Raw genomic sequence first — 23,280 nt, forward strand, 5'->3', positions numbered from 1 at the left:
TCTGTTGGCGGTTGTCACAAGGTGGTCAGGGTGTCGGCGACGATGCCGAACACGACCGGGCCGATCCCGGCGATCACGAAGGCGGGCAGGAAGCACAGGCACAGCGGTCCGATGAGGGCCACCGCGGCGCGGCCGGCGCGTTCTTCGGTGCGGGTGCGCAGTTCGCCGCGCAGCGATGCGGCGAGCTGTTCGAGGCCTCCGGCGATGGCGGCGCCCGAGTCGCCGGAGCGGTCGAGCTGGCGGGCGAGCCGGGCCGCGCCGGGGAGTCCGCCGAGTTCGGGGAGCGCCTCTCCTGCGGTGGCGCCGAGGCGGATCGCGCCTGCGAAGCGGCTCAGCCGTTCGCCGATCTGGCGGTCGTCGGCCTCGGCTACGGCGAAGGCGACCTGCGGGAACGGGGCGCCCGCCCGCATTCCGGCGGCGAGCAGGTCGAGCGTCCAAGGCCACGACGGGGCGAGGCGGTCGACGGCGGTGCGTTCGGCGCGGTCGGGGTCGGCGCGCAGGAGTCGCGCGACGAGCCACCAGGTGCCGAATCCGGCGATGATGCCGGTCGGGCCGCCGAGGGCGAATGCGGTCGCGACGCCCGCGAGCGGGCCGGCGAGTCGGCGCAGCATCAGGAACCTCCCGCGTGGACGGTGCGGATGAGGACGCCGGTCCAGGCCAGGCCCGCGCCTTGGAGGCCCATCGCGAGCGCCGCGGCGGCGAGGCCGGCGGGTGTGGCGAGGAGGAAGGCGAGGGCGTCGGTGCCGAGCGTCTCGCCGAGGGCGACCCCAGCGACCGGGAGCGCGATAAGGAGGGCGGCGGTGGCGCGGATCGACGCGGTCTGCGCCGCCGCGCGGGCCGAGGACTGCTCGTCCTCGCGGAGGTGGTCGGCGAGCCGGCGGCACAGGGCCGCGGCGGGCGCGCCGAGTTCGGCGGCGATCCGCAGGGCCGCCCGCAGGCGCCCGGCGGCGGCTTCGGCGCCTTCGGGCCAGTCGGGTTCGGCGGTGGCGACGGCGTGGACCGGGTCGGTGCCTGCGGCGAGGTCGGCGGCGAGGAAGGCGACGGTGTCGGCGGCGGCTCTGCGTGCTTCGCGAGCGCGCTTGCGGTGCAGGGACCGGTGCCAGGTGAACGTTGCCGCGACGGCGTAGACGGCGGCGACGGTCGCGGCGGTGCACGCCGCGAGCGGGCCGAGTCCGCCGTCGTGGCGGTAGCCGGCGAGCCAGGCGGCGAGTGTCGCTGCGAGGAGTGCGACGCCGAGTGCGGCGGTTCTCGGCCGGTGGGCGACGAGCGCGGTGACGACGGCGTTCATTCCTCTTCTCCTTTCTTTGCGGTGCCGGTGTTCGAGGTGCCGGTGTCGGTTGCGGCGCGTTGCCGGGTCTCGGGCGGGTCGGTCGGGAACGGGAGCGCGGGCTGCGTGTGGTCGGTTCGGGCGCGGCCGGGCCAGCGGCATCGGCGGCGTCTCGGCGGTCCGGCTTGGGTGGTGGCGGCGGTCGTCATGTGCGGAGCTCCTTCGGTCGCGGTGGGCGGGCTGTTCGGCGGGTCGGATCAGGTCAGGAGCGGACGGCGGCGGGTTGCGCGGTGCGGCGGGCGGCGGCTCGGGGCGGCGGCCGCCGGTGTGCGGTCGAGATGCCGAGTCGGGTCGTGGATTCGGGCGGGCGGTGCCAGGCGGTCGATTTCGTGCGTTCGGTCGGTCCGGAGGCGCCTGCGATGGCTGTCGGATCGGATCGTCTGCGTCGTTGGTGCGCAGGCGAGGTCTGCGGTGCGGCTGCGGTCGTTCTCCGGGACGGTTCGGCGGCGGGTCGGTGAGATTGCGGCGTTGCGTTCTTCCGGTTCGGTAGGTCTCGGTTGCGGCGGTTCGGGCTCGGCGGGGCGCTGCGGTTCGTCGTCGCGCGGGCGCGGCCTGCGGTCGCGGGCCCGGTTGCTCCAGCGTTCGTGGTGGTTGTGGCGTTTCATGCGTTGCGCTCCCTGAGCAGGCGTTCGAGGATGCCCGCGGCCGGGCCGGGACCGTGGCGGGTCCAGGCGGTGGCGACGGACAGCGCTCCGGCGGGCGAGAGGCTGGAGTCGATGAGGGCGATCTCGGCGACCTGGCGGCCGGTGCCGGTGCGCCGCAGGTGGATGACGACGCGGAGGGCGGCCACGAGCTGGGCGTGGAGGCCCGCCCGCGGGAGGCCGTGCGGGAGCGCGAGGGCTTCGAGCCGGGCCGGTGCGTCCGCTGCGGCGTTGCAGTGGAGGGTGCCCGCGCCGCCTTCGTGGCCGGTGTTGAGGGCGGCGAGGAGTTCGATCACCTCGGCGCCGCGGCATTCGCCGACGATGATCCGGTCGGGGCGCATCCGCAGGGCCTGGCGTACGAGTGCGGCCAGGTCGACCGCGCCGGCGCCCTCGATGTTCGCCGGACGCGATTCGAGCGTGAGCGTGTGCGGGTGGTCGGGGGCGAGTTCGGCCGCGTCCTCGACGATGACGATGCGCTCATGGCGGGGCGCGCTCGACAGGAGGCTCGCGAGCAGCGTGGTCTTTCCAGTACCGGTACCACCGGTGATCAAGAAAGGCAGGCGGGCTTTCACTATGCGCAGCAGCAGGTCCGCCAGGTCGGCGGTGAGCGTGTCGGCCTCGACCAGCTGGGTGAGGGTGAACGCGCGGGAGCGGTGGGTGCGCAGCGACAGGTACGGGCCCGAGGCGGCGACCGGGGGCAGGACGGCGTGGAACCTGGTGCCGTCGGGCAGGCGCACGTCGGCGTACGGGCTGCCGGTGTCGAGTCGCCTTCCGGCGGCCGCGGCGAGGCGGCAGGCGAGGGAGCGGATGGCGTCGGCGCCGCCCAATCGCAGCGCGACCGGGTGCAGGCCGTCGCCGCGGTCGGCCCAGACGCCGCCGGTGCCGTTGACGACCACATCGGTGACCTCGGGGTCGTCCAGGAGCGGCTGGAGCGGCCCGGCGCCGATGAGGTCGCCGCTGAGCGCGGCCGACAGGTGCAGGAGCGAACCCTGGTCGGGCGGTGCGGCCCCGGTGGCGCACAGGGCGCGAACGATGTCGGAGGTCGCCGGTCCCCGGCCGGGACGGGCCTGGGCGGCGAGCTGGCGGCGGACCTTGTCGAGCAGTTCGAAGCTCATCGCGAGGCACCGGTCCGTTCGGCGGCGGCCTCGCCGCGCAGGCGCGGTCGCACGAGCGCGGCGGTGAGGTCGGTGAGGTCGCGGCCGAGGCGCCCGCGAGGGAACCGGCCCTGGCGCAGGAGCGCGGGGAGCCTGCGGTCGGTCGGGATCGCGCCGCGCACCGGCGGTTCGGAGCGTTCGGCGGGGGCCGGTCTGCCGGTGCCGCCGCGCAGGACCGTGCCGAGGTTGGGGTTGTGGAGCCCGTAGGCGGCGGTGACGGCGCGGGCGGCCTCCCGAGAGCGCGGGCCGGGGCCGAGGACGATCGCGATCGACCGGGCGGCGGCCGCGGCGCGGACCGCGGCGTCGGTGCGGCCCCGGGGCAGGTCGACCACGACGAGGTCGGCGGCGAGGCGGGCGGCGCGCAGGACCTGGTCGAACGTGTCGGGGTCCACTTCGGTGGGGTTGCGGGGGTCGGGGCCGACGAGGTGGAGGCCGCCGCGGCGGGGGAGCCCGGCGAGGAGGCGGGCGGGTTCGAGGAGGCCGGGGGCGTGGGCGAGGGAGGGCCAGCGCCAGCCCGGTCGGGAGCCGAGGCCGGCGGCGGTGTCGGCACCGCCGCCGGTGTGGTCGAGGTCGATGAGGACGGTGGTGCGGTCGGTGCGGGCGGTGCCGGTGGCCGCGGCGAGGGCGAGTGTGGAGGCGCCGGCGCCGCCGTGGCCGGCGACGGTGGCGATGACGGGTGCGGGTTCGGTGCCGCGGGCGGTGCGGGTGAGCTGGTCGATGAGCCAGTCGCGGGCGTCGGGGAGGGCGATGACGCCGGTGGCGCCGACCTGGATGGCCATGGGCCACAGGAGGGAGGTGTCGGCGGTGTCGGCGCCGAGCCAGGTGATGGTGGTGCACAGGACGAGGTGGTCGCGGGTGGGGAGGTCGAGGGCGATGCATTCGGGTGCGAGGTCGGGTCCGATGAGGACCATGGGTGCCTGTTGCCAGCGGTGTTCGGCGTCGAGGGGGTGGTGGACGCGGTGGAGGGGGTGGTTCGCGGCGGCGGCGATCGCGGTGAGGGTGTCGGCGAGGTGGTCGTCGGCGGTGATGAGGAGGGATTCGGCGGCGGGTGTGTCGGTCGTGGTGGTGCGGTCGAGTGTCGCTGCCATGAAAACTCCTACGTTCGGTGATGTTCACGTGCCTTGGAGTAACCATGACCGGCGGCGGGGAGGATCGGCAAGGGGAGATTTCGCGCCTGTGGATAACTTCGGGTGGGTCGGGGTTTCCAGGCGTGGCGGGGTGTCCGGAGGGGACGTTCGCCTGTGGATAACTCTGTTAGCGGGTGTCGCGTCCGGGAACGACCGAGGGACCGCTCCGAACGGAGCGGTCCCTCGGCGGGTCGTGCGGCGGCTATTCGGGCCGGATGCCCCAGACGCCGAACCAGGCCTCGCTGGGCGAGAGTTCGACGAGGTCCTCGCCGGTGGCGAGGGCGTTGGGCGGGCAGGTGGTCGGTTCGATGGCGACGGAGCCGCGCTTGCGGTCGCCGTCGAGGCCGTCGGCGGTGTAGATGTGGACCCAGCCGAAGGACTCGTCCATCCAGACGGTGACGGCCTGGCCGGAGACGGGGTCGGCCAGGCGCACTTCGGCCGTCCCGTTGGCGCCGCGCTTGAGGTCGCCGTAGCAGTCGTCGACGACGAGGTCCTTGAGGACGGTGGGGTCGTCGAAGTCGGCGGTTCCGGTGCCGACGGGGATGCGCTGCTTGTCGAGTTTGAGCTTCTTGGCGGCGGGTACGTGGAGGGTGGCCTCGTCGATCCGTTCGAGGGAGCCGGGGACGAGGTAGGAGTGGGTGCCCATGCCGAAGGGCGCGGTCTTGGTGCCGGGGTTGGAGACGGTGTGGGCGGCGCGCAGGCCGCCGGGGCCGACCGACCAGCGGGTGCGCAGTTGGAGCGTCCACGGGTAGCCCAGGCGGGCGGGCAGGCGGCATTCGAGGGTGACGGAGGTGTCGGTGACGTCGACGGCGGTCCATTCGGCCCAGGCGACGAAGCCGTGGAGGGCGGTGTTGGTCTCGATCTCGTTGACCGGCAGCTGGTAGTCGGTGCCGTCGTAGGAGTACCTGCCGTCGCGGGTCCGGTTGGGCCAGGGGGCCAGCACGTGGCCGGACCAGCCGGGGGCGAGTTCCTCGTCGCCGTAGCTCATGACGACGGGGCGCCCGCGGTAGGTGTACGAGCGCACGCCGCCGCCGACAGCGACGATGGTGGCCTCGTGGTCGTTGTAGGCGATCACCCATTGCTCGCCGGACAGCGCCATAGGGGGTACCTCCATGTCGTTATCGATGGGCCGGATGTGCTTTGACGTTAGCTCATGTCCGATGACCTGCGGCACGCATGTCGATGTGGGCGAGATCGCACGAAACCGTTGAACCCAACAAGGTTCCTTATCGAAACCCTCTCAACAAAACAGTCAAAACCAGACAAATGACCATGCTCACGATGCTTGTCTCATATTTTGCGCCGCATTCGCACCGCTGTCGAGGATCACCCCCGCGCCGTGGGCACTTCCGTCGGGGTCCGGCTTGAGGCACCATTTCCAGATAACTACGAACCGTCGCCTCCCGGAAGCCCCCGGTCGGCAACCACAGGGACAACACACTCAGGAGTACAACGATGTCTGAGTTCAAGCCCGGTCTCGAAGGCGTCATCGCCTTCGAGACCGAGATCGCCGAGCCCGACAAAGAGGGCGGATCGCTCCGCTACCGCGGCGTCGATATCCAGGACCTGGTCGGGCAGAGCACCTACGGCGACGTATGGGGCCTCCTCGTCGACGGCAGGTTCGGCTCGGGCCTGCCCGCCGCCGAGCCCGTACCGGTCCCCGTCTCCTCCGGCGACACCCGCGTCGACGCCCAGGCCGCGGTCGCCATGCTCGCCCCCTACTGGGGCCTTCGGCCGCTGCTCGACATCGACGACGAGACCGCCCGGGACGATCTCGCCCGCGTCTCGGTCACCACCCTGTCGTTCATCGCCCAGTCCGCCCGCGGGTCCGGTCGCCCGGCCGTCCCCCAGTCGGAGATCGACAAGGCCGGCACCATCACCGAGCGCTTCATGCGCCGCTGGCGCGGCGAGCCCGCCCCCGCCCACGTCAAGGCCGTCGACACCTACCTCATGTCCGCCGCCGAGCACGGCATGAACGCCTCCACCTTCACCTCCCGCGTCGTCGCCTCCACCGGCGCCGACGCCGCCGCCGCCATCTCCTCGGGCATCGGAGCCCTCTCCGGCCCGCTCCACGGCGGCGCCCCCTCCCGCGTCCTCCACATGATCGAGGGCGTCGAGAAGTCCGGCGACGCCGAGGGCTACGTCAAGAACCTCCTCGACTCCGGCGAGCGCCTCATGGGCTTCGGCCACCGCGTCTACCGCGCCGAGGACCCGCGCTCGCGCGTGCTCCGCGCCGCCGCCAAGGCCCTGGGCGCCCCCCGCTACGAGGTCGCCGAGGCGCTGGAGACGGCCGCGCTCGCCGAGCTCCGGGCCCGCAAGCCCGACCGCGTGCTCGCCACCAACGTCGAGTTCTGGTCGGCGGTCCTCCTCGACTTCGCCGAGGTCCCCGCCGAGCTGTTCACCCCGATCTTCACCTGCGCCCGCGTCGCCGGGTGGAGCGCCCACATCCTGGAGCAGAAGAAGCTCGGACGGATCGTGCGCCCGTCGGCGACCTACGTGGGCCCCGGCCCGCGCGGGCTCGACGAGGTCGAAGGCTGGCAGTAGCCGCCACGCGCCGAAACGGCCCGCGTTCCCCTCGGGAATGCGGGCCGTCTCACGTCCCGCCCCATGTGAGCGGGCCTCGCGGATACCCCCGCCCGGGTTAGGATCGACTCGGAAACCCACACCACCCGAACGAGCCGCGCCTTGCCCTCCCCCCGCCGTACCCTGCGCCGCCGCGACCTCCTGGTCGGCGGCCTCGCCGGGCTGGCCGTCACCGCCGCGGCCGCCGAGAGCGTCCGGGCCCTGGGCGAGGCCGCCGGCGAGCCGCCCTTCCCCGAGCCGACCCGCACCGGCCCGATCCACATGCAGATCCTCGCCCACCCCGACGACTGCCTCTACTTCATCAACCCGCGCGTCGCCCGCGTCCTCGACGACGGCGCCGGACTGTGCACCGTCGTCCTCACCGCCGGCGAGGCCGACGGGCGCAACACCTGGAACGAGGCCGCCCCCGCCGACTACGCCGGGTACGCCGCCGCCCGCGACAACGGCCTGCGCCGCGCCTACGCCCGCATGGCCCTCGGCGACCCCGACGCCCCCTGGGACCGCCACCTCGCCTGCCTCGACTCCGGCCAGGACGTCGAACTGTGCGTCCTGCGCGACCGCCCCCAGGTCCACGTCCTCTTCTGCTCGCTGTGGACCAACCTCGGGCGCCTCACCGGCGACTTCACCCGCCTCCTGACCCTGTGGGAGGGCGGCCTCGACGCCTCCGTGATCCTGCCCCCCGACGGCTCGCCCCTGCGCGACGAGGCGACCGTCGACCGCGCCACCGTCCAGGCCACCCTCCTCGAACTCATCGACCGCTACCGGCCCGTCGCCCTCAACACCCTCGACCCCGACCCCGACCCCGTCGTCGGCGACAAGCTCGGCGCCGAGCAGCGCGGCTACTCCGACCACATCGACCACACCGCCGCCGCCCTCTTCGCCTGGGAGGCCGCCGCCACCTGGGGCCGCTCCCTCACCGTCGAATCCTGGCGCGGCTACTACAACCGCCGCTGGCCCGGCAACCTCGGCCGTGCCGACCTCGACGTCAAAGGCGACGCCATCGACGTCTACGCCTGGAACGGCGGCGCCGCCTGCGACCACCCCGCCGGCTGCGGCGACCGCCTCATCGCCGGACCCGGCGCCGGCACCACCTACGGCCACGCCACCCACCCCCGCTACGAGACCGCCCTCACCACCGCCGCCTACGACGACCGCATCCGACCGCTCGCCGTGCGCGGCAACCGCCTCCACGCCCTCGGCGACACCGGCTGGGAAGACCTCGGCGGCCCCGACGTCCTCCCCCACCTCGCCCGCTCCGGCACCCGCCTCTACGCCGTCAGCGCCGCCCACACCCACGACCCCGCCGCCCACATCCGCGACGTCCACACCCTCGACCTCGCCACCGGCGCATGGCAGCGCCTGGGCAACCCCGGCGGCCAGGGCCCCGCCGCCCGCACCATCGGCCGGGTCACCGCCGCCGCCGACGCCCGCACCGAACTCGTCTGCGTCCGCCACCCCGACGGCGGCCTCGCCGTGCGCACCAGGCCCCTCGGCGGCGCCTGGGGCACCTGGACGCGCCTCACCGGACCCGCCGTCCACGAAGCGCCCGCCGCCCTCGCCGCCGACGGCGCCTTCACCCTCCTGGCCGCCACCCCCGACAGCGTCGCCGTCTGGGAAGGCGACGGCACCGACTGGGAGCAGCGCGGCCTCGACCTCCCCGGCCTCACCGGCGCCCACCTCCCCGCCGGCGCCGTCACCGCCGCCCTCGCCCCCGACGGGCGCATCGTCATCGCCTCCCGCGCCGCCGAGAGCGGCGACGTGGTCCTCCACCTCGGACGCGGCGACGAGTGGAAGGGCTCGTACGTGCCCCTCGAAGGCGGCGTGCTCGCCCCCGCGATCGCCCTCGGCCCCGACGGGGCGCTCGCCGTGGCCTGCGACGACGGCTCCGGCGCGCCAGCGGTCCTCGTCCTCGAACTCGCCGACCTCGACCTTCCCGCCGCCGGGACGTGCGCGCTGCTGTCGCTGCCGTGGTCGCGCGGGGACCTCACCGCCATCAAGCGCCCCGCGCTCGCCTACGGCTCCGACGGCGCCCTGCGGCTGTGGGCCGTCGGCGTCGACGGTGAACTGTGGACGGCCGGGGCCGAGCCCGGCGAGCGGCCCCCCGCGGGGTGGGAGCCGGCCGCCTGAGGCGGCCCGGTCCCAGCTGGCGGCGGGCACCGGCCCGCACGGCGGCGCCCGGTCGGCGCGGGTTTACAGTGACCCCGAGTATCGACGAGAACGGAGCTTGCCGTGACCGACCAGATCACCATCCCCGCAGCGCTGCTGCCCGCTGACGGGCGCTTCGGCGCCGGCCCCTCCAAGGTGCCGTCCGAGGCGATGAGCGCGCTGTCCGGTCTGGGCAGGTCCGTCATGGGCACCTCCCACCGCCAGAAGGCGGTCAAGTCCGAGGTCGGGCGCCTGCGCTCGGGCCTGGCGGACCTGTTCTCGCTGCCCGAGGGCTACGAGGTGGTCCTCGGCGTCGGCGGCGCGACCGCGTTCTGGGAGGTCGCCGTGTTCGGCCTCGTCGAGGACCGGGCGCAGGCCGCCGCGTTCGGCGAGTTCGGCGCGAAGTTCGCCAAGGCCGCCAAGATCGCCCCGCACCTGGGCGAGCCGACCATCGTGACCGCCGAGCCGGGCACGGCCGCGTACCTGTCCTACGAGGACGGCGTGGACGTGTACGCGACCCCGCACAACGAGACCTCGACCGGCGTGGCCGTCGAGGTCGCGCGCGTCGCCCACGAAGGCGCGCTCATGCTCCACGACGCGACCTCGGCCGCCGCGGGCCTGGCCGTGGACGTGCGCGAGAGCGACTGCTACTACTTCGCGCCACAGAAGGGCCTCGCCTCCGACGGCGGCCTGTGGATCGCGATCCTCAGCCCCGCCGCGATCGAGCGCGCCGAGCGCATCGCCGCCTCGGGCCGCTACATCCCGGCGTTCCTCGACCTCAAGACCGCGATCGACAACTCGCGCAAGGACCAGACCTACAACACCCCGGCGGTGGCGACCGTGGTCCTGGCGGCCGAGCAGGTCGACGCGCTCAACGCCGCCGGCGGGCTCGACGCCGCCGCGAAGCGGTGCGCCGAGTCGGCCGGGGCCCTGTACTCCTGGGCCGAGGCCCGCGACTTCGCGACCCCGTTCGTGACCGACCCGGCACTGCGCTCGAACGTGGTCGCCACGATCGACTTCGAGGGCGTCGACGCCGCCGCGATCGCGAAGGTGCTGCGCGCCAACGGGATCGTCGACACCGAGCCGTACCGCAAGCTGGGGCGCAACCAGCTGCGGGTCGCGACCTACCCGGCCGTGGACCCCTCCGACACGCAGAAGCTCACCGAGGCCATCGACTACGTCGTGGGCGAACTCGCCTGAACCGGGTCAGAGCCGGGCCGGGTCCTTCGGGGCCCGGCCCGGCTCTGTTTCAGCGAACCATCGTCTCAGAAGCCGAGGCGCCCGTAGTCGCCGAAGGCCTTCTCGACGTCGTCGAGGTCGATGCCGTACCGCGACAGGTGGTACTCGTGGCTCCGGCGCATCCCCGGCCGGGCCAGGACCCGTTCGAGGTTCGCCTCCTCCTTGGACGTCCACGACATGTCGAGGCGCTCGAAGAGCTTCGGCAGGTAGGCGTAAGGGTCGGCCGTCAGCGAGTGGTAGGGCACGTCGATGAACCGCTCGCGGGAGACCGTCGACCGGACCTCGCGGGCGGCGCCGACGCCCTTGGCGAGGATCTCCAGCCACTCGGGGCCGATGCGGGACGCGTCGTAGGAGCGGTGGTGCAGGGCCCGGCCGGTCTCCACGAGGGAGCACCACGAGCCCATGACGGTGGCCGGGTCGCGGTGCATCCACACGATCGTCGCGTCCCCGAAGACCTTGAGGAGCACGTCGAGGTTGAACAGGTGGAACGGGCACTTGAGGACCCACCGCTGCTTCGGCCGGTTCCACTGGAGCACCTGGAGGACCCGCTTGAGGTGCTCGTAGTCCTCGGTGTAGTCGCGCTCGTCGATGAAGCGGCGGTAGCCGGGCATGGCCGCGCGCGTGTAGAACCCGTACCCGTGCGGGAGCGCGAAGATGCACTCCTCGGGCTGGAGGGCGTTCATCGGGTGGATGAGGTCCCACACCGGGGAGGCCTTGGACGCGAGGGTCGCCATCGTCTGCGCGTCCTTGATGAGCTTGTCGCGCAGCTTCGGGTCGATGTCGCCGCGGTGGGTGTTCATGAGCTCCCACATGAGCGGGGCCCGGTTGCCCTCGGGCTCGATGAGGACCTTGTGCGCGAGGGTCGTGGCGGTGCGCGGCAGGCCGACCACGACCACGGGCCGGTCGACCGGCTCGGCGGCGATCTCGGGATGTTCGGCGATGAGCCGTTCGACGCGCAGGTGGTTGGTCATGCGGCGGGTGAGGTCGTCGACGTAGCCCTGCCAGCCGACCATCGTCAGCGTCTCCTGCGCGGCGACCTCGCGCATGAGCAGGCGGTAGGAGTCGACGAACGCCGGCGCCGTGCCGGCGTCGGCTTCGGCCTGGCGCTCGGCGCGGCGGACCATGCGGTCGAAGACCTGGTCGACGCGGCGGCGCTGCGAGGCCACCTTCGGCGCGGCGAGCGTGTTGACGGCGGTGAGCCAGCGGGCGGTGCGGCGCATGGGTCCTCCAGGGGCGCGGGGTGCGGACACGAAGAGCCTTTCATGCCCGCCCCGGGCGTCCGCGCTCCGCTACATTGGGTCGGTGGACCACCCCCGTGAGCGGCTGCGGCTGCTGCCCGAACTCATCGAGCACCAGCGGGTGCGCACCACTCCGGTGCGCGCGAGCGACTTCGCGATGCCCGCCGCGACCCCGGCCGCCGGCTCCGCCTCGGCGCAGCGCCTGACCTTCGACGACGGCACCCACCTGTTCGCGAAGATCGCCGAAGACGGCCCGCCGGGCTTCCTCGCGGCAGAGGCCGCGGGCCTGCGCTGGCTGCGCGAGGCCACCGGCGCGGTCGTCGAGCCGCTGTACGCCGACGACCGGCTGCTGGTGGAGCCGTGGATCGAACCGGCCGCGCCGACCCGGGCCCACGCCGCCGCCCTCGGCCGCGACCTCGCCGCGATGCACGCGGCGGGCGCCGAACGCTTCGGCGCCCCCTGGACGGGCTACATCGGCGAGACGTTCATGGACAACGGCGCGCACGGGCCGACCTGGACGGCGTGGTTCGCGGCCAAGCGGATCGCCCCGTACCTGCGGCCCTCGCGCGACAACGGCGCGCTCGACGCCGCCGACGTCGCCGCCGTCGAAGCGCTCGCGGCCCGGCTCGACCGCCTCGCCGGACCCGAGGAGGGGCCCGCGCGCACCCACGGCGACCTGTGGTGGGGGAACGTGCACTGGGGCGCCGACCGCGCCTGGCTCATCGACCCCGCCGCGCACGGCGGCCACCGCGAGACCGACCTGGCGAACCTGCGGCTGTGGGGCGCCGCGCCGCTGCTGGAGGAGATCCTCGCCGCCTACGAGGAGGTCAGCCCCCTCGCCGACGGCTGGGAGGAGCGGATCGGCCTGCACCAGGTGTTCCCGCTGCTGGTCCACACCACGCTCTTCGGACGCGCCTTCCGCGACCAATTGCTGGGAATCGTGTCTCACTTTACGAAATTGTCATATTGACGAACTAGGCTCGAACCATGCCAGCACCGACCTCGACCGCAGGGACCGCCGACGGCGCGGCGCGGGTGCCGGGCCTGCGGGACCGCCACGGCCGCACCGCGACCGACCTGCGCGTCTCCCTCACCGACCGGTGCAACCTGCGCTGCACCTACTGCATGCCCGAGGCCGGCCTCCCGTGGCTGCCGAAACCGTCGCTGCTCACCGACGAGGAGGTCGCGCGCCTCGTCGCCGTCGCCGTCCGCGACCTCGGCGTGCGCGAAGTCCGCTTCACCGGCGGCGAACCGCTCCTGCGCCCGGGCCTGGTCGACATCGTCGCCGCCGCGGCCGCGCTCCAGCCGCGCCCCGAGATCTCCCTGACCACCAACGCGATCGGCCTCGAACGCCTCGCCGGACCGCTCGTGGCCGCCGGGCTCGACCGCGTCAACGTCTCCCTCGACACCCTCGACCCCGGCACCTTCAAGGACCTCGCCAAACGCGACCGGCTCGCGGCGACCCTGCGCGGCATCGAGGGCGCCGCGGCCGCCGGGCTCGCACCGGTCAAGATCAACACCGTCCTCATGCGAGGCGTCAACGACGCCGAGGCGCCCGCGCTGCTGCGCTTCGCGCTCGCCCACGGCTACCAGCTCCGGTTCATCGAGCAGATGCCGCTCGACGCCGCGGGCGTGTGGCGCCGCGACGAGATGGTCACCGCCGCCGAGATCCTCGCCGCGCTCCAGGCCGAGTTCGACCTCGAACCCGACCCGGCCCACCGCGGCTCGGCGCCCGCCGAGACCTGGCTGGTCGACGGCGGCCCCGCCACCGTCGGCGTCATCGGCTCGGTGACCCGGCCGTTCTGCGGCGACTGCGACCGCACCCGCCTCACCGCCGACGGGCAGGTCCGCAACTGCCTGTTCGCGCGCGGGGAGACCGACCTGCGCGACCTCGCCCGCTCGGGCGCGACGGACGCGCAGATCGCCGAGCGCTGGCGAGAGGCGATGTTCGGCAAGCTGCCCGGCCACGGCATCGACGACCCGTCGTTCCTCCAGCCGGCGCGCCCCATGTCGGCGATCGGGGGCTAGCGGTGGTGACGGTGCGGTACTTCGCGGGCGCGAAGGCGGCGGCGGGCCGCGGCGAGGAGCAGGTGAGCGCCGCCGACGTCGCCGAGCTCAAGGCGGTCCTGGCCCAGAGGCACGGCCCGGCGCTCGACAAGGTGCTCTCGGCCTCGACGCTGCTGGTGGACGGCCTGGCCGCACGGAGCGGCGCGACCGCGCTGCCCGCGGGCTGCTCGGTCGAGGTCCTGCCGCCGTTCGCGGGCGGCTGAACGACGAACCATGCCGTATCCGTATATTCCGGATTCGTCCCTGCCGTGGGCCCCCTGTCCGTGACCGTACGTCCGGGGTCCGACACCGCGCGTCGGCGGACCGGGACGTGAGCGCGGTTCACGGACGGCGGCGGCGGACGCGGGAGGCGGCCGTGTCGGGCCGCGCGGTCGGGGAGGCGCCGGTGCGGGGGCGGCGCCGGTCTGCGAGGATGCAGGGGTGCGCCGTCCTGATGAACGAAAGCAACCGCAGGTGGCGTCCCCGCTGTTCGAACTTCCGGCCGACATGCACGCCACCGCCGAGCGGCGACGCCGCGCGGTCCGGTCCCACGCGAGGTTCACCCGCGAGGCCGTGCCGATGCCCGAGCCGGCCCTGACGACGCGGACCCCGGACCCGTGGCTCGAATCCGCGCCGCTGCTCACCGGCATGGACGAGGTCGGCGCCGGCCTGCTCGACTCCCTGGACGCCATGCAGCGCGTCGCGGCCTCCGCCGGCACCGGGCCGCTGCTCATCAACGCCTCGCCGGGCACCGGCAAGACCCACCTGCTCATCCGCCGCACCGCGTACCTCGTGCAGGAGCTGGGCGTGCCCGCGCGCCAGTGCCTCGTGCTCGCCGCCTCCGCGTGCGGGGTCGCCCGCATCCGCCGCGAGCTCGGCTCGCTGCTGGGCCGCGAGGCCGCCGCGATCACCGTCGGCGAGTTCGACGACTTCGCCGCCGCGAGCCCGCCCGAGCTGGGCCACGTCTTCATCGACGACCTGCCGCGGATGCCGATGCGCCTGTTCCGGCAGGTCGCCGAGCACCGCGGGCCCGAAGCGGACATCACCGCGACCGGCGACCCCGACTCGGCGCTGTGCACCGGCGAGCCGGCGGCCTTCGCCGCGTTCGGCGAGCGGTTCCCGCAGGCGCACGTCATGCGCCTCTCGCGCAACCACCGCAGCCCCGCCGCGGTCCTCGTCGCCGCCTCGCAGGTCATCGAGCCGATCAGCCGCGTCCCCGGCCGCCTCGTGCAGCCCGAGCGCCCGGCTCTGGAGGGCTCGGGGATCGGGCGGTGCTTCGCGGTCGACGCCGACGACGAGAAGCGGTTCGTCGCCGACCTCACCGACCGCCTCCTCGACCTCGGGGTCGCCCCCGAGGAACTGGCGGTCATCGGCCCGGACGGCCTGTCGGCGGCCGAGGCCGCCGACGGCGAGTTCCGAGTGGTGTGCCTGACGGGCATGACCGCCGAGGACTGGCCGAACACGGCCGCCGCCCGCCGCGAGCTGTACGTCGCGCTCAGCCGCACCAGGGACCTCGCCTACGTCAGCCACACCGGGCCCGGCTCCCCGCTGCTGGCCGATGTGGACCAAGGGCTGTTCAGTCCATTCGGGATGGTCCCGCAGGCGCGTTCGGGCCCTGAGCAGCCGCGACTGCTGTAAGGCGACAGTTGCGGCCACGCGGAGTTCCCACGCGACCACGAACGGATGGGCCACAATAGTCGGGTAACCGCCGTCTCACGCTGGGAGTCCCGATGGAGCACACCGAAGAGGACACCGTGCCTCTGCACCGGCCGGATGCTCCAGCCTGGTCGCCGTTCGCCCCGCCCGAGCCCACCCACGACGACACCGCCCGCGGCGCCTCCCGTGCCGCCCCGTACGAGGCGCCCGAACGCGAGGACGAGGTCCCGCGGGCGGACGCGGCGCCCGGCCCGGTCCGCAACCCCCGCGACCACGTCCCCAGCGCACCGCCGCCCCCGGCGACGCCGATGCCTTCGGCCCCGCAGGAGGGCCCGCCCGACGTCCGCCAGGCGCCGTCCCCGCCGTTCCCCGAGGCGCTCGCGCCCTCGCGACTGCCGGTGCCGGTGTTCCCCGACCAGGCCGGGGCGCTCGAACGCTTCGGGGTCACCGCCGACGACTTCGCCTCCCGCCGCGTCGTACCCCCGCGCGCGCCGGTGGCCGAGACGGGCCTGCGCGGCGCGCTGCACCGCTTCAGCTTCGGGATGCTCGCGCTGCCGCCGGGCCCCAGGGAGCAGGCCCGCCAGCGCGCGGTCGAGACGGTGCGGCGCAACTTCGGCGGGCTGCGCCAGATCACGGTGGTCAACCCGAAGGGCGGTGCGGGGAAGACCGTGGCGGTGCTCATGCTCGCGATGACGTTCGGGCGCCATCGCGGCGGCTACGTGCTGGCGTGGGACAACAACGAGACGCAGGGGACGCTGGGGATGCGCGCCCAGCAGGACTTCCATGTGCGCACCGTCCGCGACCTGCTGCGCGACCTCGACCATTTCCGGGGCCCGACCGGGCGGATCGGGGACCTGTCGCAGTACGTGCGGGCGCAGGGCGGGGCGATGTTCGACGTGCTGGCTTCGGACGAGTCGGCGACGGCCGGGGAGATGCTCACGTCGCAGGCGTTCGGGGATCTGCGGGAGGCGGTCTCGCGGTTCTACAAGCTCATCGTCGTCGACACGGGCAACAACGTGCGGGCGGCGAACTGGCAGGCGGCGATCGACGCGACCGATCAGCTGGTGGTGACGATGTCGGCGCGCAACGACTCGGCGGAGACGGCGGCGCGGATGCTCGACCACTTGGAGCAGACCGGCAGGCGGGACCTGGTGCGCGGGGCGGTGTCGGTGGTGTCGATGCCCGCGCACCGCAAGGACGTGGACCTGCCGGCGGTGCAGCGGCATTTCGCGGCCCGGACGAGGGCGGTGCTGCTGGCGCCGTACGAGAAGCTGCTGGACTCGGGGGAGCCGATCCGCTACGACTCGTTGAGCAAGGCGTCGTCGGGGGCGTGGCTGCGGATCTCGTCGGCGGTCGCCGAGGGCCTGTGAGCGGCGAGGAGGCCGACCAGTCCGGCGGCGGCGTCGGCGAGCCGGGCGTCGTCTTCGTCGGCGTGGCCGATGACGAGCGCGCCCTGGATGAACACGAGTGCGGTGCGGGCGAGGCGGTCGGGGTCGGCCGCGGCGTCCATCTCGCCGGTCTCGACCGCGCGTGCCAGGATCGCGGCGAGATCGCGTTCGAGTTCGGTCCAGGCCTCCTGGACGCGGCGCATCGTCGCGGGGTCGTCGGCGAGCTCCACGGCCGCGCGGACCACGAAGCCGCCCGATTTGGACTGCCGTATGACGACGTCGAGGAGGTCGCCGACGACGCGCGGGGCGTCGAGGCGCCCGGGCGGTCCGGCTTCGGCGCCCGGTCCGGAGGGGACGCCGGCGTCGAGGGCGCGGCGGGTGATGGCGCGCAGCTCGGGTTCGGTGTCCTCCCGGTACCGCCCGAGCGCGGTTATGTAGAGCTGGTGCTTCGAGCCGAAGGCGGCGTAGAGTCCGGCCCTGTTCATGCCGGTCGCGGCGACGAGGTCCGACATGGAGGTCGCGGCGAAGCCGCGTTCCAGGAAGACCAGTGTCGCAGCGCGAAGGACGCGGTCGAGATCGGCGTTCTTATTTCTGCTCACGTTGTGCACCGTATCGACACCCGGTGCTACGGGTCAATAACCGGAAGGCGGGAGTTCACTCGCGAGGCGCGAGTGAACGGTCGCACTGGGAGTGCGGGCAGCTTGACACTCGGCGAGGCCACCGGCGAGAATGGCCCCAAACTGAACAGGCGCGCGGCGGGGGAAGTCCGGTGGAGAATCCGGCGCTGACCCGCAGCGGTAGTCGCGGTTCGACGTCCGTGTCCGACACGGCCGAACAGTTGCCGAGCACCCTTCGTTTCGCTCGGTCCACCCGCGTGAGCCCGAATACCCGCCCGTGCCCATCCATGTTGTCAACGCCTGTCGTGGTCTACAGGCGCTTGCGGCGCCGCCGCCTGCCCGAAGACCCACTCGCTCTAGGAAAGGTCAGGCAATTGCGCCACCTGTCCGGTCGTATGCTGGCCGCCGCCGCGGTCGTGCCCATCGCCGTTCTCGCCTCCGCCGCACCGGCCCAGGCCCAGGACCAGTCGTTCCCCGTTCCCGCCGAGGCGGCCGCCTCGTGGCTGGTCGCCCAGTCCGACGGCACCTCGTGGTCGGGCGGCGACGTCTCCACCTCCCTTGACGCCGTGATCGCCCTCCAGGCCGCGCGTGTCGGCGCCGACCAGGTGCAGGCGACGCTCGAATGGCTCAACGACACCGCCACGCTCACCCCGTACGTGTACCCGGCAGTCGAGGGCCAGGACGAGGCGGCCCTGAACGCGGGCGCGGCCGGGAAGGCCATGTACGCCGTGGCGACCGCCGGGGGCGACCCGACGGACTTCGCCGGGATCAGGCTCGCCGACGAGGTCGCGGCCGCCCAGGGCGAGAACGGCACGTACGGCGACGGCACGGCTCTGACGACCGCGTGGGCGGTGCTCGGGCTCTCGCGCACCGACACCCCCGCGGGCGAGGAGGCCGCGGCCGGGTTCGCGGCCGTCCAGTGCGCGGACGGCGGCTTCAGTTACGCCGCCGTCGACGGCGCCGGGGCCGACTGCGTCTCCGATCCCGACTCGACGGGCCTGACGGTCGCGGCGATCGCGACCTTGGAGGGCGACGCCGCGGCCGAGACCCTCGACGCGGCCGTGGCCTGGCTGGAGGCGGCGCAGGGCGAGGACGGCGGGTTCGACAACGGCTTCGGCGCGAACGCGAACTCGACGGCGATGGCCGCGCAGGCGCTCCTGGCGACGGGACGGGCCGAGGCCGCGGCGGGCGCCGTGGCGTTCCTGCTGGAGCTCCAGTTCGACTGCTCGGGCGACGCCCCGGGCGCGTTCATGTACACCGACCCCGAGGACCCCGAGTTCGGCGAGGCCACGCGACTGGTCGCGACCGCGCAGACGATGGTGCCCATCGCGGGCCAGGATCTCGCGACGCTCGACGCGAGCGGCGCGGCCGCCGAGGTGGCCGCCGACCCGTGCGCGGTCGCCGAGGACGGCGGCGACTCCGCCGCAGCCTCCGGTGACGGGGCCGACGACGAGGACGAGGGCGGGAGCTCGTGGCTGCCGTGGGCGATCGGCGCCGCCGTCGTCGTGATCGCGGCCCTCATGGTCGGGTTCTCGCTCAAGGCCCGCCGCACCGCCGACGCCGCCCCGGCCGCCGACGAGTCCGGCGACGGTTCCAATGACTCGGCCACCGACTCCGACAGCACCGACAAGTAGTCCCGACCGCATCATGGCCCTCAGCGAACGAGGCGCGGGCGGCGCACGCCGCCCGCGCGACCTCGCCGCGCGAGGCGGGAACGCGGAAGCGATCGGGGCGGCCTGCCGCGTGCGGCAGGCCGCCCCGAGGCTTCTCGCCGCCCTGATCACCGCGCTCCTCGCCGCGGTCGCGCCGCCCGCGCCCGCCGCCGCGCAGGAAGCCTGCGCGGGCGTCACGGTCGTCGTCGACTTCGGCGCGCTCGCCGCGCCCGCCACCGGCTGCGCGGACGACCCGGCCGACGGCCTCGACGCGCTCGTGAGGGCGGGCTTCACGGTCACCGAGGTCGCCTCGATCCGCGGCATGGTCTGCCGCATCGACGACCTCCCCGAGGCCGACTGCGGCGGCGCGCCGCCCGCCGACGCGTACTGGTCGTACTGGCACGCCGCACCCGGCGACGACGCGTGGACCTACGCGATGGTCGGCGGCGCCGTATCCACACCCGACCCCGGCGACCTCGAAGGCTGGGCCTTCGGGGACGGGAAGACACCGCCTGCGGTGGCCCCCGCCGACGCCGTCGCCGCGCCCGCGGACGCCGAGGAGGGAAACGCGAGCTCGTCGTGGACCTGGCTCCTCGCGGTCGCCGCGCTCGCGGTCATCGCCTCGCTCGTCCTGTGGCGGCGCCGACGCCGCCCGCGGACGTGAACCGAGCGGGGCCGCCGAACGGCGGCGGCGAGGGGACCGAGCAGCGCGCGGACGCCGAGGGCGCGGGGCGTCCGAGCGGCGGAGACGCCAAGGGGACGAAGAAGCACTTGGCCGCCGGGAACTCAGGGCCGCCGAGCGGCGGCGCCGAAGGGACCGAGCAGCGCTCAGCCGCCGAAAACTCGGAGCCGCCGAACGGCGGAGACGCCGAGCGGGCGCCGGGTCCGGCGACGCCCGAAGGCGCCTCCGGCCGGGTGCGCGGCGCACGCCGTCCGCCGCCCGGCGGGCCCGCCCCGACTCCACCTCCGACGCCGCTTTCAACTCCGGCGCTGCGCACCGCGCACCGCCGCACCGCGCACCCGGTCGCCTGGTGGGGGTGGGCGCTCCTGCTCGCCACCGCCGCCGGGCGCACCGCCAACCCGTGTCTGCTCCTGCTCATCGTCGCCGTCGCCGGGCTCGTCGTCGCCTACTGCCGCGGTTCGGAGCCGTGGTCGGGCGCCTACCGGGTCTTCCTCGCCATCGGACTCACCGCCGTCGCCGTCCGCTTCGCGTTCTACCTCGTCTTCGGCGGCGCCGACGGCCCCACCGTCCTGTTCACCCTCCCCGCCGCGACCCTCCCCGACTGGGCCGCGGGTTTCCGCCTCGGCGGCGCCGTCACCGCCGAGGGCGCCCTCGCCGCCGCCTACGACGGCCTGCGCCTGGCGACCCTCCTGGTGTGCGTCGGCGCCGCCAACGCGCTCGCGAGCCCCCGCCGCCTCCTGCGCTCGGTGCCCGCCGCGCTGTACGAGGTCAGCGTCGCCGTCGTCGTCGCACTGTCCGTCGCACCCCAGCTCGTGGCGAGCGTCGGACGCGTCCGGCGCGCCAGGGCCCTGCGCGGCAACACCCGCCGCGACCCCGCCGACCTCATGCGGACCGTCGTCGCCCCCGTCCTCCACGACGCGCTCGACCGCTCCCTCGCGCTCGCCGCCGCCATGGCCTCGCGCGGGTACGGGCGCGCCGCGGGCGTGCCCCCCGCCGCCCGCCGCGCCACCGGCGCGGCCCTCCTCGTCGGCCTCACCGGGCTGTGCGCCGGCGCGTACGCGCTCCTGGGCGCCGCCACGCCCGCGCCGCTCGCCTGGGGCGTCCTCGCCGCCGGCGCCGGCGCCGCCGTCTTCGGCATCGCCTACGCCTCCAAGCGGGTCCCGCACACCCGCTACCGGCCCGACCGCTTCACCGGCCGCGACTGGGCCGTCCTCGCCTCCGGCGCCGCCGCCCTCGCCGGGACCGTCCTGAGCGGACTGACCGAGCCCGCGGCGCTGTGGCCCGCCACGAACCCCCTCGCCGTCCCGGCCCTGCCGCTCCAGGCCGCCGCGGGCGTCCTCCTCGCCGCCGCGCCCGCGCTCCTCGTGCCCGCCACGCCGAAGGGAACACCATGAACGACGACGGCATCCGCTTCGAGCGCGTCACCTTCGCCTACGAGGCCCGGCCGGTCCTCGACGACGTGACCTTCACGGTCCCCGAAGGCGAGTTCTGCCTCCTCGTCGGCGCCACCGGCGCCGGCAAGTCGACCCTCCTCAAGGCCGTCAACGGCCTCGTCCCCGCCTTCACCGGCGGCACCATGCGCGGGCGCATCACCGTCGCCGGACGCGAGGTCCGCGGATCGACGCCCGCCGACCTCGCCGACCTCGTCGGCCACGTCGGCCAGGACCCCGCCGCCGGATTCGTCACCGACGACGTCGAACTCGAACTCGCCTACACCGCCGAGCAGCTCGGCCTCGACCCCGCCGCGATGCGCAAGCGCGTCACCGAGATCGTCGACCTCCTCGGCCTCGCCGACGTCCGCGACCGCACCCTCGACGCCCTCTCCTCGGGCCAGCGCCAGCGGGTCGCGATCGGCGCGGCCCTCGTCGCCGGGCCCGCCGCGCTCGTCCTCGACGAGCCGACCTCGGCGCTCGACCCGGCCGCCGCCGACGAGGTCCTCTCGACCCTCCACCGGCTCGTCCACGACCTCGGCGTCACCGTGCTCCTCGCCGAGCACCGGCTGGAGCGGGTCGTGCAGTACGCCGACTCGGCGCTCCTCCTCGACGGCGGGAAAGTCACGGCCGGACCGGTCGGGGAGGTCCTCGCCGCGTCCCCGGTCGCGCCGCCGGTCGTCGCGCTCGGGCGCCTCGCCGGGTGGCCCGGGCCGCCGGTCACCGTCCGCGAGGCCCGGCGCGCGGCCCCGGGCCTGCGCGAGGCCCTCGCGGGCCGCACCCCGCCGCAGGATGCGGTCCCGGACGGGCCGGTGCTGCTGGAGGCGCGCGGCGTCACCGTCGACCACCCGGGGGTGCGCGCCGTCGACGGCGTCGACCTCGTCGCCGCGCGCGGCGAGCGCATCGCCCTCATGGGCCGCAACGGGTCGGGGAAGTCGAGCCTGCTGTGGGCGCTCCAGGGCACCGGGCGCCGTTCGGGCGGCACCGTCGCCGTGGGCGGGGCCGACCCGGCCGCTCGCCGACCCGGCGAGCGGCGGGCCCTGGCGGGCCTGGTCCCGGCCGAGCCCGCCGACCTGCTGTACGCCGAGACCGTGGCCGCCGAGTGCGCCGCGGCCGACGACGACGGCCGGGCCCCGCGCGGCACCTGCGCGAAGATCCTCGCCGACCTCGTCGAGGGCGTCGACGACCGGACGCATCCGCGGGACCTGTCGGAGGGCCAGCGGCTCGCGCTCGCGCTCGCGGTGACGCTGACGGCCGCCCCGCCGCTGCTGCTGCTGGACGAGCCGACGCGGGGCCTCGACCAGCCCGGGAAGGCCGCGCTCGCCGACCGGTTGCGGGCGCTGGCCGCCGCCGGGCACTGCGTGGTGGTGTCCACGCACGACGTCGAGTTCTGCGCCGAGTTCGCCGGGCGGGTCGTGATCCTCTCGGACGGGCAGGTCGTCGCGGACGGCCCGGCGGCGCGGATCGTGGCCGCCTCGCCGATGTTCGCCCCGCAGGTCGAGAAGGTCCTCCCCGGCTGGCTCACCGTCGGGCAGGTCGCCGCGGCCCTGGAGGAGGGCGGCGATGGGGGTTGAGGCGCCGCGCCCGGCGGTGCGCTGGCGGGCAGCGCTCGCCTTGGCGCTCGCGGCGGGGTTCGGCCTGGTGGCGATGTCGTGGCCGCTGCTGGCGGCGCCGGGCGGGGCGCTGACCGAGACGACGTCGGGCCCTTGGCTGTTCGCGCTGCTGCTGCCGCTGGTGACGGCCGCGGTGGTGGTGCAGTTGGCGGACGGGGGGCTGGACGCGCGGGCGGTGGCGATGCTGGGGGTGCTGTCGGCGGTGGTGGCGGCGGTGCGCCCGTTCGGGGCGGGGGCCGCGGGCGTGGAGACGGTGTTCTTCCTCATCGTCCTGGCCGGGCGGGTGTTCGGCGCCGGGTTCGGGTTCCTGCTGGGGTGCACGGGCCTGTTCGCGTCGGCGCTGCTGACGGGCGGGGTGGGGCCGTGGATGCCGTACCAGATGTTCGCGGCGGCGTTCGTGGGCCTGGGCGCTGGGCTGCTGCCGCGCACGGGGACGGCGACGCGGGCGGGCCGGGCCGGTGAGCTGGTGCTCCTGGCGGTGTACGGCGCGGTGTCCGCGCTCGTGTACGGGCTGCTGCTCAACCTGTCGTTCTGGCCGTTCGCGATCGCGCACGGGAACCTCGCGTACGTGCCCGGCGGGGGTCTCGGCGAGAACCTGCCGCGGCTGCTGGCGTACACGCTGGCGACGTCGCTGGGCTGGGACCTGGGCCGGGCGGTGACGACGGCGGTCCTCATCGCCGTGACCGGGCCCCTGCTGCTGCGCGTGCTGCGCCGCGCGGCCCGGCGCGCGAACTGGGAGTGA

20 protein-coding genes, 1 pseudogene and 1 riboswitch are annotated in these 23,280 nt (G+C 74.8%); of the genes and pseudogenes, 13 read left to right on the forward strand and 8 right to left on the reverse strand.

Going from position 1 to position 23,280, the window contains the following annotated elements; translation table 11 throughout:
• Nucleotides 1-14 precede the first annotated feature (14 nt).
• From E9998_RS16280 to E9998_RS16300, 6 genes are all read right to left on the reverse strand, one after another.
• Nucleotides 15-611 (reverse strand): type II secretion system F family protein, encoded by a 597-nt coding sequence (locus E9998_RS16280; protein WP_136530757.1) that lies wholly within the window; start codon nt 609-611, stop codon nt 15-17.
• A complete protein-coding gene (locus E9998_RS16285; protein WP_158299839.1) occupies nt 611-1,288 on the reverse strand; it encodes a type II secretion system F family protein in 678 nt (225 codons plus the stop codon). The genes E9998_RS16280 and E9998_RS16285 overlap by 1 nt, the downstream gene beginning before the upstream one ends.
• Nucleotides 1,285-1,476 carry a hypothetical protein gene (locus E9998_RS25415; protein WP_158299840.1) on the reverse strand — a complete coding sequence of 64 codons (192 nt, stop codon included), beginning with the start codon at nt 1,474-1,476 and terminating at the stop codon, nt 1,285-1,287. Before E9998_RS25415 ends, E9998_RS16285 begins: the two co-directional genes overlap by 4 nt.
• A gap of 452 nt (nt 1,477-1,928) precedes the next feature.
• The gene (locus tag E9998_RS16290; RefSeq protein WP_136530759.1) at nt 1,929-3,083 is read right to left on the reverse strand and encodes a TadA family conjugal transfer-associated ATPase; all 1,155 of its coding nucleotides are present in this window, start codon (nt 3,081-3,083) and stop codon (nt 1,929-1,931) included.
• On the reverse strand, nt 3,080-4,210 hold the full coding sequence (gene ssd / locus E9998_RS16295; protein WP_136530760.1) for a septum site-determining protein Ssd: 1,131 nt from the start codon (nt 4,208-4,210) through the stop codon (nt 3,080-3,082). The genes E9998_RS16290 and ssd overlap by 4 nt, the downstream gene beginning before the upstream one ends.
• Nucleotides 4,211-4,451: 241 nt before the next feature.
• Complete coding sequence (locus E9998_RS16300) at nt 4,452-5,363, reverse strand: aldose 1-epimerase family protein (protein WP_240037647.1); 912 nt, start codon at nt 5,361-5,363, stop codon at nt 4,452-4,454.
• Between the two features lie 341 nt (nt 5,364-5,704).
• On the opposite strand from E9998_RS16300, the gene E9998_RS16305 reads away from it, so the two are divergent.
• From E9998_RS16305 to serC, 3 genes are all read left to right on the forward strand, one after another.
• Entirely contained in the window at nt 5,705-6,793 is a 1,089-nt protein-coding gene (locus E9998_RS16305) for a citrate synthase 2 (protein WP_136530761.1), read from the forward strand.
• Between the two features lie 141 nt (nt 6,794-6,934).
• A complete protein-coding gene (locus E9998_RS25420) occupies nt 6,935-8,959 on the forward strand; it encodes a PIG-L family deacetylase (protein WP_158299841.1) in 2,025 nt (674 codons plus the stop codon).
• Nucleotides 8,960-9,061: 102 nt separating this feature from the next.
• Entirely contained in the window at nt 9,062-10,177 is a 1,116-nt protein-coding gene (serC, locus tag E9998_RS16320) for a phosphoserine transaminase (RefSeq protein ID WP_136530762.1), read from the forward strand.
• A gap of 65 nt (nt 10,178-10,242) precedes the next feature.
• Here serC and E9998_RS16325 read toward each other — a convergent pair whose 3' ends face one another.
• A complete protein-coding gene (locus E9998_RS16325; protein WP_136530763.1) occupies nt 10,243-11,436 on the reverse strand; it encodes a sulfotransferase family protein in 1,194 nt (397 codons plus the stop codon).
• Between the two features lie 82 nt (nt 11,437-11,518).
• Here E9998_RS16325 and E9998_RS16330 point away from each other — a divergent pair, with 82 nt between their 5' ends.
• The 5 genes and pseudogenes from E9998_RS16330 to E9998_RS27125 form a co-directional block, all read left to right on the forward strand.
• The gene (locus E9998_RS16330) at nt 11,519-12,424 is read left to right on the forward strand and encodes a fructosamine kinase family protein (RefSeq protein WP_204745482.1); all 906 of its coding nucleotides are present in this window, start codon (nt 11,519-11,521) and stop codon (nt 12,422-12,424) included.
• Between the two features lie 17 nt (nt 12,425-12,441).
• Entirely contained in the window at nt 12,442-13,482 is a 1,041-nt protein-coding gene (moaA, locus tag E9998_RS16335; RefSeq protein WP_136530765.1) for a GTP 3',8-cyclase MoaA, read from the forward strand.
• Between the two features lie 11 nt (nt 13,483-13,493).
• Complete coding sequence (locus E9998_RS16340; RefSeq protein WP_240037648.1) at nt 13,494-13,724, forward strand: MoaD/ThiS family protein; 231 nt, start codon at nt 13,494-13,496, stop codon at nt 13,722-13,724.
• Between the two features lie 250 nt (nt 13,725-13,974).
• Nucleotides 13,975-15,138 (forward strand): UvrD-helicase domain-containing protein, encoded by a 1,164-nt coding sequence (locus E9998_RS16345; protein ID WP_136530767.1) that lies wholly within the window; start codon nt 13,975-13,977, stop codon nt 15,136-15,138.
• 563 nt (nt 15,139-15,701) lie between these two features.
• Nucleotides 15,702-16,526: pseudogene (locus E9998_RS27125) on the forward strand (MinD/ParA family ATP-binding protein); the annotation flags it as partial.
• On the opposite strand, the gene E9998_RS16355 reads toward E9998_RS27125, so the two are convergent.
• Entirely contained in the window at nt 16,454-17,143 is a 690-nt protein-coding gene (locus tag E9998_RS16355) for a TetR/AcrR family transcriptional regulator (RefSeq protein ID WP_136530768.1), read from the reverse strand. The pseudogene E9998_RS27125 and the gene E9998_RS16355 overlap by 73 nt on opposite strands.
• Nucleotides 17,144-17,273: 130 nt before the next feature.
• Nucleotides 17,274-17,454: riboswitch (cobalamin riboswitch) on the forward strand.
• An 81-nt stretch (nt 17,455-17,535) separates the two neighbouring features.
• On the opposite strand from E9998_RS16355, the gene E9998_RS16360 reads away from it, so the two are divergent.
• Genes E9998_RS16360 through E9998_RS16380 form a run of 5 tightly spaced genes read left to right on the forward strand, consistent with a single transcriptional unit; the run spans nt 17,536 to nt 23,280 of the window.
• Nucleotides 17,536-18,795, forward strand: a complete 1,260-nt coding sequence (locus E9998_RS16360; protein ID WP_136530769.1) for a prenyltransferase/squalene oxidase repeat-containing protein — start codon at nt 17,536-17,538, stop codon at nt 18,793-18,795.
• A gap of 13 nt (nt 18,796-18,808) precedes the next feature.
• Complete coding sequence (locus tag E9998_RS25920) at nt 18,809-19,477, forward strand: hypothetical protein (RefSeq protein ID WP_204745484.1); 669 nt, start codon at nt 18,809-18,811, stop codon at nt 19,475-19,477.
• Nucleotides 19,474-20,889 (forward strand): CbiQ family ECF transporter T component, encoded by a 1,416-nt coding sequence (locus E9998_RS16370; RefSeq protein ID WP_240037649.1) that lies wholly within the window; start codon nt 19,474-19,476, stop codon nt 20,887-20,889. The genes E9998_RS25920 and E9998_RS16370 overlap by 4 nt, the downstream gene beginning before the upstream one ends.
• Complete coding sequence (locus E9998_RS16375) at nt 20,886-22,499, forward strand: ABC transporter ATP-binding protein (protein WP_136530770.1); 1,614 nt, start codon at nt 20,886-20,888, stop codon at nt 22,497-22,499. The genes E9998_RS16370 and E9998_RS16375 overlap by 4 nt, the downstream gene beginning before the upstream one ends.
• The gene (locus E9998_RS16380) at nt 22,489-23,280 is read left to right on the forward strand and encodes an ECF transporter S component family protein (RefSeq protein WP_136530771.1); all 792 of its coding nucleotides are present in this window, start codon (nt 22,489-22,491) and stop codon (nt 23,278-23,280) included. The genes E9998_RS16375 and E9998_RS16380 overlap by 11 nt, the downstream gene beginning before the upstream one ends.

Origin of the sequence: Glycomyces paridis, assembly GCF_004912155.1 — a bacterium.
GTDB lineage: Bacteria > Actinomycetota > Actinomycetes > Mycobacteriales > Micromonosporaceae > Glycomyces > Glycomyces paridis.